At 63.0% G+C, this 14,626-nt stretch carries 10 protein-coding genes; 1 reads left to right on the forward strand and 9 read right to left on the reverse strand.

The window, feature by feature from the left end:
- Positions 1-645 precede the first annotated feature (645 nt).
- From AC1MFL_RS00215 to AC1MFL_RS00245, 7 genes are all read right to left on the reverse strand, one after another.
- Entirely contained in the window at positions 646-960 is a 315-nt protein-coding gene (locus AC1MFL_RS00215; RefSeq protein ID WP_479812473.1) for a PASTA domain-containing protein, read from the reverse strand.
- Positions 961-1,173: 213 nt separating this feature from the next.
- The gene (locus AC1MFL_RS00220; RefSeq protein WP_479812475.1) at positions 1,174-3,585 is read right to left on the reverse strand and encodes a tyrosine-type recombinase/integrase; all 2,412 of its coding nucleotides are present in this window, start codon (positions 3,583-3,585) and stop codon (positions 1,174-1,176) included.
- Positions 3,582-4,784 carry a tyrosine-type recombinase/integrase gene (locus AC1MFL_RS00225; RefSeq protein ID WP_479812477.1) on the reverse strand — a complete coding sequence of 401 codons (1,203 nt, stop codon included), beginning with the start codon at positions 4,782-4,784 and terminating at the stop codon, positions 3,582-3,584. Before AC1MFL_RS00225 ends, AC1MFL_RS00220 begins: the two co-directional genes overlap by 4 nt.
- Positions 4,785-5,311: 527 nt before the next feature.
- Complete coding sequence (locus AC1MFL_RS00230) at positions 5,312-5,716, reverse strand: VOC family protein (RefSeq protein WP_479812479.1); 405 nt, start codon at positions 5,714-5,716, stop codon at positions 5,312-5,314.
- A gap of 103 nt (positions 5,717-5,819) precedes the next feature.
- Positions 5,820-7,799: an acetate--CoA ligase gene (gene acs, locus AC1MFL_RS00235; RefSeq protein WP_479812481.1), complete on the reverse strand. Its 1,980-nt coding sequence runs from the start codon at positions 7,797-7,799 to the stop codon at positions 5,820-5,822.
- A 6-nt stretch (positions 7,800-7,805) separates the two neighbouring features.
- On the reverse strand, positions 7,806-8,480 hold the full coding sequence (locus AC1MFL_RS00240; protein ID WP_479812483.1) for an acetate uptake transporter: 675 nt from the start codon (positions 8,478-8,480) through the stop codon (positions 7,806-7,808).
- A gap of 870 nt (positions 8,481-9,350) precedes the next feature.
- Complete coding sequence (locus AC1MFL_RS00245) at positions 9,351-9,959, reverse strand: lytic transglycosylase domain-containing protein (RefSeq protein WP_479812485.1); 609 nt, start codon at positions 9,957-9,959, stop codon at positions 9,351-9,353.
- A 1,140-nt stretch (positions 9,960-11,099) separates the two neighbouring features.
- Here AC1MFL_RS00245 and AC1MFL_RS00250 point away from each other — a divergent pair.
- Positions 11,100-11,486 (forward strand): hypothetical protein, encoded by a 387-nt coding sequence (locus tag AC1MFL_RS00250; protein WP_479812487.1) that lies wholly within the window; start codon positions 11,100-11,102, stop codon positions 11,484-11,486.
- A gap of 109 nt (positions 11,487-11,595) precedes the next feature.
- Here AC1MFL_RS00250 and AC1MFL_RS00255 read toward each other — a convergent pair whose 3' ends face one another.
- Positions 11,596-13,323 carry a phospholipase C gene (locus tag AC1MFL_RS00255; RefSeq protein WP_479812489.1) on the reverse strand — a complete coding sequence of 576 codons (1,728 nt, stop codon included), beginning with the start codon at positions 13,321-13,323 and terminating at the stop codon, positions 11,596-11,598.
- A 105-nt stretch (positions 13,324-13,428) separates the two neighbouring features.
- Entirely contained in the window at positions 13,429-14,451 is a 1,023-nt protein-coding gene (locus AC1MFL_RS00260) for a DUF6454 family protein (protein WP_479812491.1), read from the reverse strand.
- Between the last annotated feature and the right edge of the window lie 175 nt (positions 14,452-14,626).

The following is a 14,626-nucleotide window of genomic DNA, read 5'->3' on the forward strand; positions in this document are numbered from 1 at the left end:
GGAGCACCGGTTGTGCGCCATGATCACTCCCGCAGCCAGACCCTCAGCGGGGGCAACGCGGCCCAGGAACTGAGACCGTTCCACCGGACTGGACCAGGGACAACGAATGCAATCCCCGATGGCCCGCCGCCACTCTTCTTGCGTGCCCAACGTGGATCGCGACAAGATCAGCCGCTGGCCAGCCCCTTCGTTTCCCAAGGGCAGATAATCCGGCACGGGTCCTCCTCCTCCGAGCTGCGGACCTTCACGCTGCGCCGGGGTCCGCTCTCGACCCTGTGGCTGCGGGAAAGCATCAGCGATTAGGCCACAGTGACATCAAACTGCCGGTCGATCGGGGATCAAATGTGGGACGCGATCCGCTTGGAATTCACGCGGCCGACCCTCTCGCAGGTGCCACGCAGACTCTCCGAACTGATGGAAGACCCCGAACCCGTCATGCAGCAGCTCGGCCGCGTCTTCTTATCCGGACTAAATAGGTTGTGCTGGTCCTGTTCGGGAAAATGCTCGCAAAGCAGTTTCGGTCATCCTTGTTGATGGCACAGTCTGCTGGTCAAATGGACCCACGTTCACCTTCGGGTAAATGCCCCTGTCAGTGGGGCTCGTTCAAGGGAATCAGCCCCACTGACAAGTTTTCTCGAACTGCTCTCACTCGTCCTTCTCAGGCTCCGCATGACTTTTAAGTGAGGGGGTTGGCCCGCCCGTCTGCTCCGGCACGTCGCTTCGGGCTTGACCGTCCTGAACGAAAGTAATCCTAATTTGGCTCCCCCGCTCAAGGGCTGACCCAGCGGAAGGACTTTGGGAGGTCACCCAGAACAGCCCCGGCCAGGTACGCGAACGGAGCCCCGGCCCGTCAGGGTCCCCGGCTGCGAGACCAAACCCAATGTTCGCCGCCATCTCCTCCGCAATATGCACAGGCTGCCCAACAAGATCGGGAACAGTCAGCGTCTGACGTTCAACCATCTCTGCATCTCCTTTGAGCCTGACCAGCTAGAACGGTAAAAGCAACCCTTCTTCCCACCAGAATACCGCCGGCAGCGTCGGCGTTATGAGCTCGGGCGGGGGTGTGCAAGTGTTCCTGGCCGTGCCGACGGTGGCAACTTTTGGGATGGTGTTGGCTTTCTTGGTTGGAAGGAAAAGCCGGGATTCTGTGGTCGTCAGGCTGCATCCGAGGGATCACCGAGCTGGTGGGTGAGGGTGATGACCGGCACCCACTGAGTTCCTCATTTGTGGAGTTCCCAGGTCGACGATTTTTCCGCTTCGTTGGCTCTGTAGTTTGAACATCTGGGCAAGCTTCATTTCGGCGCTGTTGAGCGTGACCCGCAGTCCTTCGGCATCGCCGAGCCAGCCGTGTTGTTCGGCTTCGGTGATGCGTTCTTCGAGGTTGTCGATGATGTCTTGAAGCCTGTTGATCTGGCTGGGATCCGGACGGAGAAGGGCACAGCGGAGGCATGCGTGTTCGTGATGGCAGCCTGTGCCGTAGGCGCGTCCGCAGCTGCCCAGGCTGAGTTTGCGCTGGACAAAGTGGGCTTCGAATTCGTCCCATTCGGCGGCGGTTGGTTCGCGGTATTCTTCGGTGGGCCGAATGACCCGTCGCTTTTCGATGAAGGTGCGGTGGTGCCGAATGACGTCCCTGGGATAAATCGCTGCGTATCCCTGAGTCGTCGCCAGACTGGCGTGCCCCATCAGCACCTGCACGATGTGTGGAGGCAAGCCGCTGGCAAGTGCCTCGGTCGCGAAGATGCGACGGAAATCGTGCGGGGTGAATCTCACCTCGGCACCGCTGACCTTGATCTGCGCGCGTCGCGCCAAGTCATTGAGCAGCGTGGAGACGGTGGCCGTCGTCATCACGTTCGGCGGTCCGGCGCCACGGCGGCGGACGAACAGGTGCGGAAGAGGTGAGCTCAGCACTTTCTCAGCTGAGTCCCATCGCTGTGTCAGCGGTGCACCACCCGTGTCCTTGGTGACACGCGAAAGCACTCTGTAGAGCACGTGCACGAGCTCGGGGCCTGCCACCATCAGACGCTCGGTATCGGTCTTGCTCGGGGCGAAGTGCAGCAGCGGTATGGTCTCCCCGGTCCCTGGAACCTTATAGGGCTGGATGCTCATGTGCACCAACTCGAGGACTTCTTCGATCCGTGCACCGGTGTGTCGAAGTGTCTCAACAAGCGCCCAAGTCCAGAAGGCGTTGTCCTCTTCAAAGGACAGGTCCCGGTCCTTTCCATTGCGCCGAATCCGCACATGCGCATGTTCACTGCTCTGGAAGACTTCCCAAGCCTCGCCGTCCATGTCGATAGTTTGGCCGGCGCCGGCCATCCTGGCATCCGCCAGGGTTGCTTCTGCTGCGCGGAGGGCCTGTTCGGCAGCCTCCACCAGACGGGGCAACACGGGAGCCAGTTCACGGGTGCGCTGCTGCATCGTTGCGATGGTCGCGCGCCGGTGCTTCACGTAACCACGGGTTTCCGCGAAGGTTATAGGGCTTGGGGCGGCCCATTGCGCCCAGAAGGCATCTTCGAGTGCCCATTGGCTGATGTCGAGATAGAACGCCCGGACGGAGAAGAAGACGCTGTAAACTTCCCGGCGCGGCGAGCCGTCGGCTTTGACTTTGACCCTGGCTTTCCAGCCAGCAGCCTGCTTCGGAGTCAGTGCGAAGTCGCGTTGATCAGGGTAGTGCTTGACGATGTCGGCGAAGAAGAGGCCGGCCAGATACCTGCCCAAAGCACAGAGCGAGGAGTAGTCGAGGCCAGCCGACCGGACCTGAAGATAGCGGATGAGTGGTTCCCGGCAGGGGCCGGTGATGCCGTAGTAGTCGACCATCTCATCCACCGTTTTCGGTCCGACGCGGAGCCGTGTGGGCATGGTCCCTGAATCGTGTCTGATCCATCCCAGCCCGTGCAGCACGGGCCATACGGCGGTCAGCCCGCTGCGGCTGACGTCGATCAGCTTCCCGGGAAGCTGGGTAGTCAGGTCGAGGATGTCTTCGGCTGTGAGCTGGCGGATCGATTTGCCTGTATGGGCCTGAATGCGACCTAAGGTGAGGATCCCGCTAGTGGCCTGGGCCGGTGAAGCCTTCGCATGGAGGAGGGCGTTTTCGAGTTCAGCTGTGTGGGCGGGATCCCGGAACCGGCTGAGTGCTTTCCAGAAGGCAAAGCGCTGACCCGCGAGCCACCGGTGGGACGGGCGCATGACGTCCAGAGCCAGCAGCGGTCCCATCGCCGCATTGAGTCCTTCGACCTCGTTGCGATTCTTCGTGTTCTTGCTTGAACCGCCGGCTATTCTGAGCCGCCACGTCAGAGCGTCATGCCCGACCTGGCCCTCGAACAGCGCCCAGCGGTCCTGCCAGGTCTCACCCGGCAACTGCCTCAAATGACCGAGTAAGCGCCTAATGCGCGCCCTGTGCTCATGCACCTGTGGCCAGTACGGGCTGCAGTCCTCGAGACGGTTGATGATGTCCTCAATGCTGGCGCTGGTCAGCGGTCCAGGCGGGATGGGCGGCAGTGCAGGCGGTTGTTGTTCGTGTGGTGGCGGCGTGTGGTCATTCCAGCTTCGTCGTGCGGTCTGGATCTTATTGATGGGCGGACTTGTCACTGGTTCCCCCAAAGCACGCGCAACTCATCGGGGTTATAGGGCTGACCGGCCGGGGAACTGTCAGCGGCAGGGGAAGTCCTGCTGCTCAGATGGGCCCGGTAATGCTCGATGACTTCCTCCATATGCGGAACCGCATAGACCGTGGTCGTAGTCAGCGACTGGTGCCCCAGTAACTGCTGGACTTCGTGAAGGCCCATCCCGCCCTCGAGCGCTCGGATCGCGAACGTGTGCCGCAGATCGTGCAGCGTCCAGTTCGAACCGAGCAGGTCGTTGCAGCGTCTCAGGACGGCGCGCATGGCTTCGTAGGTCAGAGGACGGGGCTCGCCCCGCAGCGTGAGCCAAACCGGCTCATCCGGGCCGGCAACGCCTCCTTCGAGCTGATAGAGCCGAAGCCATACGAAAGCATCAGGCGCAGCGGGTAACCATTGCAGCTGGCCGCCTTTGCGGTAAACGCCGATCAGCTGGTCACCCACGTTGACCCGGTCGCCCGTGAGCCCGAGCAGCTCGCTCGCCCGCGCACCGCTGCTGACATAAAACGCCACCAACGCCCGGTCCCTGTTGGACCGCAAACGCCGGAACAGATCGTTGAACTTACCATCCGGGATTGATCTGGGCACCCGGTGCGCCTCGCGCTGACGCAAGGGCTGGCGCCGCACCGGGGAAAACTCCCGCTGAGGATCATGATGCGCATGGGATCGCCCGCGGCGCAGCTCGAAAGGATTCACGATAGGCCCGTCACCCATCCGAAGCTGGAAAGCGTAAAACTCCTTACACACCGTCGTCGTGTGGTTGATCGTCGAGGGCGAGTAACGCATTCCAAGATGCTTCTTTCCCGTGACAAGGTTCCGGCTCCCCCGCCGCTGAGGGACGTTACGATTCCCGACGAACTTCTCGGCCTGGCGCGCCCACAACACGAAGTCACGCGCTTCAAGGGACGTTGCCTGCTCCCAGCTGACCCCGACAGCCCACAAAAATCGAAGGAACCGAAGCAACGACAAGGCATAGCTTCGTACCGTCTGAGGCGAACGGTCCGACGCTGCCAGCTCAAGCAGATACTCCGTGGCAGGAGCGAACTCCTCGCCCACCGCGTCGAGGATAACGAACCCCGGAACGCCGGAGCGAGGAATCACCCGCCCGACGTTCGCGACAGTCAGCCCCTCCGCTCGATGCCCATCCCAACTGCAATCCGAGAGATCCATGACCAAAGCATGACGCTGACAGGGCTCGTCCCAGGCCGGCGACACGCGCGTTAACCATCGACTTAGTCCGGTAAACAGATCATCGACGCCGGCACCTTCTGGCGACCCCACTCCCCCTGCTGCGCGCGCTGGAATCCGACCGCTGGCGCTAGAACAGGTTCTTGACCGCGCTGGCGGGTGCGTAGCTTAGGCCCATGGCAGGCGGACACGGCGTCCAGGAAAGGGAACACGTCACCGCTGACAAACACCACCAACCCACTGGTTCATCCTCGAAAGCGCCTCCGTCGGGGGCTTTCCTATATGATTCGAGCCCCGCGGCCTGGGCGGCGTTCGCAGGCCGCCGAACGATGGGTCCCGGCGCACCCCTGGCGACCCTCAGGGAGCCAGCTGCCGTCTGCTGGCAGCAACGGCTGTGGACGTTTGGGAACCCCGTGTCCTGCGTGCCCGGTGTATGCCTCCAGACTTGAGTCTCATTCCATTCGGACGAAGGGCACGACTGTGACTGTTTGGGCCCACCGCCGTTGGGATCAGGCTGTCGCGAGCCGCGCCTCGGGAATTGTCGGCTCGAATAGTTCGATCGGATTGCCCGATGGGTCTTCGATCAGTACCTGATTTCCGCCCACCCCCGTGACGATGTTATTTCGGAACGGTACGCCTGCATCGCGGAGGGTCCGCACGGTTGCCGCGAGGTCTGACACCTCCAGCGCGAATCGATTCCATCCGCCCGGCGCCGGCTTGGTGCCGTCGGGCATGCTCTGACCTCCTCCGCCCTGGCCGTTCGGAGCGCTGAGCAGCAGCCGCAAATCACCGCGCTCGAGCATGGCAAAAAGCGGGGCAGGATGCATGACGAGCGTGAATGCCAGATGTTCGCGGTAAAAATTGATGGCGGCATCGACATCATCGACGATGTAGCGCACGCTTACGGTGGCCATCAGGAGACCTCCTTGCTCTGCACTCAGGAATACGCGCCACCTCAACAGGTGCGGTTGTTCGCCTGAGAGGCATTCAATGGTTTCGGCAGGATTTGGCCGCCGACTAGTGTGGGCCCCCGGCGCCACCGGGCATGCCGGCCTTGATCAGCTCCATGACAGAGGAGTCCGCAAGGGTGGTGACATCCCCGACAGGCCTGTCCTGCGCCACGTCCTTGAGGAGACGGCGCATGATCTTACCGGACCGGGTTTTAGGCAGCTCGGCTACCACCATGATCTGCCGGGGCCGGGCGATTTTGCCGATTTCCTTAGCGACATGGTCCCGCAACTGCTGCACGACATGCGGCCCGCCATCGCCCGCCTCGATGCGCAGGATGACGAAGGCGACAATAGCCTGCCCGGTTGTTTCGTCGATGGCTCCGACGACGGCGGCTTCCGCGACCTTTGGATGGGCGACGAGCGCCGATTCGATCTCTGTCGTCGAAAGCCGATGTCCTGCCACGTTCATCACGTCGTCCACCCGGCCAAGAAGCCAAATATCACCATCCTCGTCCTTCTTCGCCCCGTCCCCCGCAAAATAGAGCCCCGGGAACCTTGACCAGTACGTCTCCACGTACCGGTCGTTGTCTCCCCAGATGGTCCGCAACATGGATGGCCAAGGTTCCCTGAGGACCAGATACCCGCCGTAGCCGTTAGCAACCGGTGCGCCCGCGTCATTGACGACGTCGGCCACGATCCCGGGAATCGCCCTCATGGCGGCCCCCGGTTTCCCTGCCGTGACCCCCGGGAGGGGACTGATCATGATGGCTCCGGTCTCGGTCTGCCACCACGTGTCCACAACCGGCGTTCGGTTGTGCCCGATGTTCTCGCGATACCAGAGGTATGCCGCCGGGTTGATCGGTTCGCCCACGCTGCCGATCACACGCAGACTCCTGAGGCTGTACCTGGCCGGTATCTGGGCGCCCCACTTCATGAACGTCCGGATGGCGGTCGGGGCACAGTAGAGAATCGAGACCTTGTACTTGTCGATGATCTCCCACCAGCGGCCCTGGTGCGGGGTGTCCGGCGTGCCTTCATAAAGCACGGAGGTTGCACCGTTGGCCAACGGACCGTAAACGATGTAGCTGTGCCCGGTGACCCAGCCAATGTCCGCGGCTGTCCAGAAAACATCGGATTCAGCCTTGAGGTCGAATACCGCCCAGTGGGTGTAAGCGCATGCCGTGAGGTAGCCGCCGGTGGTGTGCAGGATGCCCTTAGGCTTGCCCGTGGTGCCCGAGGTGTACATCACGTACAGGGGATGTTCGGCGTCAAAGGCCTCGGGGTCGTGCTCAGCGGACGCCAACTCAACCGATTCGTGCCACCAAATATCGCGGCCCGGCGTCCAGCCGACCTTCTGGCCCGTGCGTCGTACAACCAGGACACTGCGAACGTCCGGGCAGTCCAGCAGGGCCTCGTCCACGGCGGACTTCAAGCCGCTGGCCTTGCCGCGGCGGTAGGCGCCGTCGGAGGTGACGACGATTCGCGCATCGCAGTCGTGGATCCGCGTCCGGAGCGCGTCCGCAGAGAATCCGCCGAACACCACCGTGTGCGGTGCTCCAATTCGTGCACAGGCCAGCATTGCCACGACCGTTTCCGGAATCATCGGCATGTAAATGGCCACCCGGTCTCCGGACACGACGCCCAGATCGGTCAGCGTGTTCGCTGCCTGGCAGACCATGCCGGTGAGCTGGGCATAGGTGATCGTGCGGGTGTCCCCAGCTTCGCCTTCAAAGTGGAAGGCGACCCGGTCTCCATGGCCGGCAGCTACATGTCGGTCAAGGCAGTTGTAGGCGGCATTGAGCCTGCCCCCGACGAACCATTTGGCGAAGGGCGGATTCGACCAGTCGAGGACCTGGGTCCATTTTTGGGACCAGTGCAGCCGCTCCGCCTGCCGCGCCCAAAACGCCAGCCTGTCGCCGTCGGCGTCGTCATAGTCCGCCGATGTCACGTTGGCCCGGGCGGAAAAACCGGTTTCCGGAGGAAAGCGCCGTTGTTCGTGCAACAGGTTTGCGAGGGTCTCATCCGATGCTGTTGGGTCCTCGGCCATGGCCAGTCACCGTCGTCCCACCGGAAGCACAGTCCGTTTGAAGGTGGAGTTGGCGACTACAGCGAGGGAGCAGTACCAGGCGACAAGTGCCGTCACGATGCCCAGCCAGCCGCCCAGCACCGTCAGCCCGTTTGTTCCGGAAAACGCGCCAAGAAGCAGGGCAACGAAGGTCAGGGTCAACAGTACGAAAACGGCAAAGACGCCTGTGCTGACGCGCCACGCGGAAATGGTCATGTAGGCGCTAAAGATTGCCCAGGCCAGGAGGTAGAGGCCGACGCCCTTACCGGCGTCGGCTGGAGGAAGGCTGCCGGCGCTGAACTGGCTCAGGAACCAGAAAGACAGCCAGAAGGCTCCGTATGAGCAGAAAGCTGTCGCACCGAAGACGTTGCGGTTGGCGAATTCCCAGAGTCCGGCGCCGAACTGCGCAATGCCGCCGTAAAACAGTGCCAGTCCCAGGACTACCGGTTCGTCCGCTTTGGGGATCAGGCCGGCATTGATGACACTGAGGACAAAGGTGGTCATTGCGAACGCGCCCAGACCCAGAGCTGCCGGATCGGCAAAGGGTTGGGTCACACCCGCTTGTGGAGACACGACGGCGCCCTGGGCTACTACGGGATTTTCAGCCCTGCGGCCACTTCCCGCCGGGACGGCCCCTGCTACGGAGCTTGATTTGACACTCATGGCACGACTCCTTGGTCAGCACCAGCACCATTGCTGGTGACTATTTTCAGGCTACGCCTGACGAGGCAAGCTCCACATGGCAAGCGGATGTGATTCAAGTCGCAGTACTTTGTGGCGTAAATCACATGGCCTGGCTGTTGTCCGTGAAGCTACGACGACCCTTTTTCACTGAGCCGCAGACTTGCCTAGCCGGACTCTCTCGAAGTCTTTCCGGGCCATGGGGCGCTCGCGTCGCTGAGGTATGTGAGGCCCCACTCGATCAGCGCCCTCCGGCCCAACTCGGCAGGCCGGGAGCCGATCCTCAGGGCCTCCTTGAACGATTAACGGGCGGCGTCCGGGAATCCTTGCTCCCGGAAGGCGATGGCGCGCTGGATCAGCAGGAATGTCGCCGCTTTGTCTTCATCCGTCAATCCCTCAGTAAGGTCCACAACTTGATCCCAGCGCTCCTGATCCGTGAACAGCTCGCCAGAGACACGACGGTGACCGTGCTCGGTTCCAGCCGTTCAACGTCATCCACAGCGGCCGCGAGGTTTCCGGTTTTTCTTGGTGCAGTTCGGCTAGCATCCACCTGATCTAGTCGCGGTGCAGCGGAAGTGCCACTTCTATTCCGACGACGGGAGAATAAAGCCGCGATGCACACGGGCCCGCGTAGCGGATGCCCCATCGATGCGGCGCTCGAGGTCCTCGGCGCCGCCTGGGCGCTGCTTGTGCTGCGTGACGTGATCTGCGGCAACCGGCGCCACTTCAGGGTACTGCTGGCCACGTCAGAGGAAAGCATCGCTCCCACATCCTCGCCAGCGCCTTGAAGCACCTCGTGGATCCACCGGGCCCCTTCTTGCATTCACCGCCCGGGGCCTTCAGCCCGTGGACTCATTCGGCGGTGCCCGTCTTCACGGCGTAGGCGGTGGCTTGGGCCCGCACCTGGCGAATGTAGGGACCGGACTGGTTGTAGGAGTAGATGGCGTCGGTCCACCCTTGCGCGGTTGAGAGGTCACGGCCGTCAGCGCACAGATAGGTCGCCGCACTGAGGGCGGCGTCGTCGATATTGAACGGGTCCGCTGTTCCGTCCCCGTTCCCGTCCCGCCCTACTAGCTGCCAGGTGGAGGGAATGAACTGCATGGGTCCGACGGCGTGGTCCCAGCGTGCATCGCCGTCCAGGACACCCGCATCCGTGTCGGCGATGGCGGCGAATCCGGCACCATTGAGGCTCGGGCCCACAATCGGGCCGCTCGCCTGCCCTGCGGTGTTAAGACTGCCGCCGCCGTAAGTTCCGTGCGCGGATTCGACGGAGCCGACAGCTGCCACGGTGTTCCAGCCGATCCCGCACAGCGGAGCGGAATCGTTGGCCGTGGCTGCCGCAGCAACGTAGGCCCGGAGCGCGCGGGCAGGGATCCCGGTCTGCGCGGCAGCCCGGATAAGCCACTGGGCATCCGGGCTCGGGGTCACATCCACGGCGGTTGTGATGCCGGTGGGCAACATGTCAAGTTCCGCCCCCGCCCGCGGAGGTGGAGAAAGGGCCCCGCGGGCGTCTGCGCCGGGCTGCCGGGCAGCCCAGAACGAGAACGCGGTGATGACGCAAACCGCGGACAGGCTGAAAACCACAAGGCGTTTTAGACGGAGCATGGACCAATCAAACCATCCAAGCTCCGTGACCGGTCGACGAAACGGTTCCCAGCGGATCAAGAAGTCCGCCCGGTCGATCCCGGGTGCTTTCGCCGGCCACGCTGACCTGACACCGAACGCTCCCCAGACACCACGGCATCCCACCGTTCCGTCATGTCGTCCTAGACCACGCAGGCCATGAGCGGACGTGAAGTACCAGCCAGATAGCAGGTACCTCCCTACGGCACATCACCTCCAAGTCCACAGCGTCATGCTGAATTTCCGCCGCCCCCCCGAAAACCTCCGCAATCCTGCCTAGTACGACACCTGTACGACCCGATCCGAAGCCCAGGGCGTGCACATTGTGCACACCCTCGTTTTTGCCCATTTTGTTGCCGGCCCAGACGCCTGCCATGAGAGGTCCGGCCACGGCAGTTTCAAGTCCTGCGTGACACGGCTCCGCCCGGCCCAGTATGCTCCGAAGCGCCGGTGCCGACCGCTATCAGGCACCGACCGAGGTGGCATTGCACAGTCGGAGAGTTGACATGGGTCATGGCTGTTCGTTCCTCCGAGCGGCATGACCCGACACCCACTGGCCGCTCTTGCAGAAGTGGGGCACCAAGGCTCTGCGCTGCTCATGCTTTGGATGACCGATCCGGTTGTCTCGGCCCGCGCCACTTGGCACCCCCAGTTGCGGTCCTGAATGCGTCGCCGCCTGCCTGCAGATCCCGGCAGCCGGGTTCCAGGCAGGACGTCAATGGATAGTATCCGAATGCCATAAGGGCGGACTTCACGCTGGGCGAATAAGTAAGTCTGGCAAGGCGCAATTCGTCTTTAGTCCATTCTGGTGCTTTGGAAGTAGCGGACCTCGAACAATTTGGCTCCGGTCTCGGATACCCACGGCCCGTGTTCCATGCCAGATGGTCAAATAACCCAGTCTCCGGCCCTGAACGTACGGTGTAGACGCTTGTCTGTCAGCGTCCCTCAATAAGAATGACCTCCTCCCAGAAATCATGGGTGAGCGTTCCGATGGTCGAGGTGTCGGTGCCGGGCTCGAACTTGAGGATGCGCGTAGCGGTGCCGTTTTCGTCATCGCGGGCCAGTATTGATCCCGCCGCCGGCTCACACACCTTGCCGGGCGCTGGTTTCGGTCAGCCAGCCGATTCCTGCCGACGCTACTTCTCCCTGGTCACCTCCGAGGTGTACCTGGACGGCGAGCTCATCGGCTCCGTGACCGGAGCACTCAAGACCAACAGCACCGTCCGCGAATGGATCCCGGACCATCTCGGTGCCGGCATCAAACTGCACGGCCCGGCACGGTTCCGGGCCATCGACGCGCTCGTGCGCATCCACCTGACGGACCTGCAGCAACACCCGATTGCCCACCTGACCCACGCTGCCTGATGAGCGGGAGCCGCGGCCTATGAGTTAAACACAAAATGCCACCCGGCGGTTAACCGGGTGGCATTTTGTGTTGATGTAGCCCTGACGGTCAGGGCAGGAAGCTAGGGCTTTAATTCCCGGCGCCCTTGCCGTCCTGATTGTCGGAATTGTCGTCTTTGCCCTTGACGATGGAATCGACGGCGCCGGTTTGTTCGTTGAGCAGGACCTTGTCGGTGCGCAACTTATCGAAGTTGAACATCCCGTTCACTGAGCCGGCGGTGGCGTCTGCGGAGGCGTCCCCGATCTGGCCGGTGAGCCAGTTGTCCTCGATAAACCGCAGGATCGATGCCTGGTCCGTCTGTGCGTGGTCCACGAAATTCTTCTTCGCGTAGGGGGAGATAACCACCAGCGGCTGGCGCGGACCGGGTCCGCAGCGGTCAGCGTAACCGCCGGTCATCGGCACTCCGCTGGCTGCAGCGTCCTGGCACCACGCGGCGTCGTCGGTGGTGTTGGAGGAATTCTTCACCTTGGCGGCGGCGTGGTCGTACCAGCCGTCGGAGTCATCGTAGGCGAGGACCACGGCGGTGTTTTCCCAGTTCCTGGACTTCTGGATCTCATTCACGGTGTTCGTGATGAACTTTTGCTCATCGACCGGATCGGAGTAGCCCGCGTGCCCGTCCTGGGACATGCCCGCCTTCAGGAAGGACACCGCCGGCATGTTGTCCGTGTTGACGACCTTGCTGAAGTCGGTGAGGTCGTACTGGTGGTTGGCCTGGCCGTTGTGGCCGATTTCCGCGTCGGAGGCCGGAGCCGTGTGATGCGGGTTGGCGGTGGAGGCGTAGTACTGGAACGGCTGGTGGTGCGGGGAGTAGTCCACGACGCTCGCGCCGGCCGCATTCGTGTGGCTGGACAGGCACGAAGCCGGGGTGGTCTCAGTCGCGGCGCTCGTGGGGGTGAAGCCGCCCTGGAACCAGCCCCAGGAGGTGCCTTTGGCGTTGAGCAGGTCGCCGATGTTCTTCCCGGCCATGCCGGCCAGGTTGTTTGTCTTGGCGTGGCTGTTGTTCGAGCAGTCGTCGTGGACCGGGTCCGGGTCGTTGATGACGGTCCCGACTCCGTTGGCGTCGGGCCGGCGGACCGTGGGGCTTCCTGCTGCCGGGGTGGCCACGGGCTGCCCGGTCGCGGTGTATTCGGTGGCGCCGTGGGTCTGGCCGGAGACGAGATTGAGGGCACCGGGGGTGGAGGGGCCGAAGACGGTGCTGAAGTGGTTATCGCTCATCGAGTAGTTCTGGGCGTAGTTCCAGATCCCGGTGACGGTGTTGCCGTCGTAGTAGTCCATGGTCAGGCCGGCGCGGCCGTACTGGTTGGTGCCGCAGGAGTCTCGGCTGGTGAACTGGACGAACTTGTCCATCGCCCCGCCGTTGTAGGCCTTCTGCTCGGCGGTGTAGCCGTGGTCCTGGTCGCAGGTGACGGCCTGCATCGGTGAGAGGCGGGCCGGCTGAGCAGTGTTGGGGTTGTTCGGTGCCAGCAGTCCCGCGGTGGCCAGGGTGTTGATATCTTTGGGCGTGTTTTTCGCCGCGGTAAAGGCGGCAGCCGGGCTGCCGGTGCCCTGCTGGGTTTCACCCGGGGCGTTGGCAGCCTTGGGGTAGGTGGCGAAGTAGTGGTCGAAGGAGACGTTTTCCTGAAAGATCACGACCACGTGTTGGATCGGGGTCGCGGTGCCACCGTGGTTTTCGACGGCGCCGGCTGGGCCTGCACCCACGCCAACCAGGCCAGCGGTGAGCGCCGAGGCCCCCAATGCTACTGCGCCGGTCGCGGCGGCGATCCGCTTCCGGGTGAATCGTTGTGCTGAGTGAATCATGGAATATCCAATCGTTCCTATTCAGGTGTGGCTGTTGCGGGCGGCCGGCGTCCCTGGGCTGCGCTTATGGCTCGTCAGCCACCGCAGTCCGAGCGCCGGCGCGGGTTACTTGGCGGGCGTGACGGTGGCTTCGTAGGTAAGGATTTCTGTGCCGTTGCCTTCGTCGCCGTTGTCCGGGGCGACCTTCATGGTCAGGTGGTTCCCGTCGGCGGTCATTTTGAACGGGTTGCGGGTGGCGACGTGGCCGGCGGTGGACCACTGCTGGAACGGAACGTCGCGGATGACGCCGTGGGATTTGAGGTCGATCATCGCCATGCCGCCGAGTTCGTAGGTGGCAGCGGTGCCTCCGGCCGCGGGGGTCTGCGGGAGGTTGGTGATCCCGTCGCAGAGCATTTTGGAACTGGGGACGTATTGGCAGTCCTGGTAGTCGATGAAGTAGTTCGGGTTCTCCCAGGTTGATAGCTGTTTGCCTTGCCGGTCCCATTCGGCGAAGCGGCGCGAACCCCAGGTGTTGCCGACCAGGTGGCCGGTCTGCTTGTCCATCACGATGCCGCCGAAGTGGTCTTCGACCTCAAACTGCTTGTGCACGTCCAGGGAGTTCGCATCGAGGCGGTAAATGATGGCGCTGCTGTTGGGCCGGTACTGGGCCACTGGCACCCAGACGTTGGTGCCGTCGAAGTCAATCCCGCCCGGGTGATACATGTCGCCTTCGCCCAGAATGATGTCTTTTTGCAGGTTCCCGGCCTTGTCCATGACGAAGAGGTGACCGACGCCCTTGCCCGGGGTGCGGTCGAAGCCACCCTGCGGGGTCGGGAACTTCAGGGTCGGTTCGGTGATCTGGACGGCCGAGAGGAAGATGTGGTCCTCGCTGTAGGCGATGCCCTCGGTGTGGTAAGTCGGGAAGTTCAGCTTCAGCTTGGATGTCTGCTGCCACTGTGTATTCCGGTCAACACTGTTGAAAGCGTCGGCCAGGGAAGTGTCAGTCCCGGCGTGGCCGCCGGATCCGGCGCCGCCCTGCTGGTCGCTGTTTCCGGCGGCCTGGGCGGCCACCGTGCCACCAACAGCGGACGCGGCCAGAATGATGGCTGCGGCGGCTGTGAGGAGGCCGCGTGTGCGGGTGTTGCTCATGGTGGAGCCTCTCAAAAGGGTCGGTTCGCATCAACAGGTCGCCACGGTAGTTCCCGGTCATGAACCTCCGGGGCAGCCTGGTGAACAACAGATTGCCGAGGGGCGGCCTTGGATGGTTTGGCGCCCTGCCATGACTGGGATATTTCGTCTGGCCCCTATGTTCAGCCTGTTCAGC

It is taken from the genome of Arthrobacter sp. BG3, from assembly GCF_056680185.1.

Excerpts from the sequence above, each read along its gene's own strand:
- AC1MFL_RS00215 (WP_479812473.1), bottom strand. The coding sequence starts at position 960 with ATGGTTGAACGTCAGACGCTGACTGTTCCCGATCTTGTTGGGCAGCCT.
- AC1MFL_RS00225 (WP_479812477.1), bottom strand. The coding sequence starts at position 4,784 with ATGGATCTCTCGGATTGCAGTTGGGATGGGCATCGAGCGGAGGGGCTG.
- AC1MFL_RS00230 (WP_479812479.1), bottom strand. The coding sequence starts at position 5,716 with ATGGCCACCGTAAGCGTGCGCTACATCGTCGATGATGTCGATGCCGCC.
- acs (WP_479812481.1), bottom strand. The coding sequence starts at position 7,799 with ATGGCCGAGGACCCAACAGCATCGGATGAGACCCTCGCAAACCTGTTG.
- AC1MFL_RS00240 (WP_479812483.1), bottom strand. The coding sequence starts at position 8,480 with ATGAGTGTCAAATCAAGCTCCGTAGCAGGGGCCGTCCCGGCGGGAAGT.
- AC1MFL_RS00245 (WP_479812485.1), bottom strand. The coding sequence starts at position 9,959 with ATGTTGCCCACCGGCATCACAACCGCCGTGGATGTGACCCCGAGCCCG.
- AC1MFL_RS00255 (WP_479812489.1), bottom strand. The coding sequence starts at position 13,323 with ATGATTCACTCAGCACAACGATTCACCCGGAAGCGGATCGCCGCCGCG.
- AC1MFL_RS00260 (WP_479812491.1), bottom strand. The coding sequence starts at position 14,451 with ATGAGCAACACCCGCACACGCGGCCTCCTCACAGCCGCCGCAGCCATC.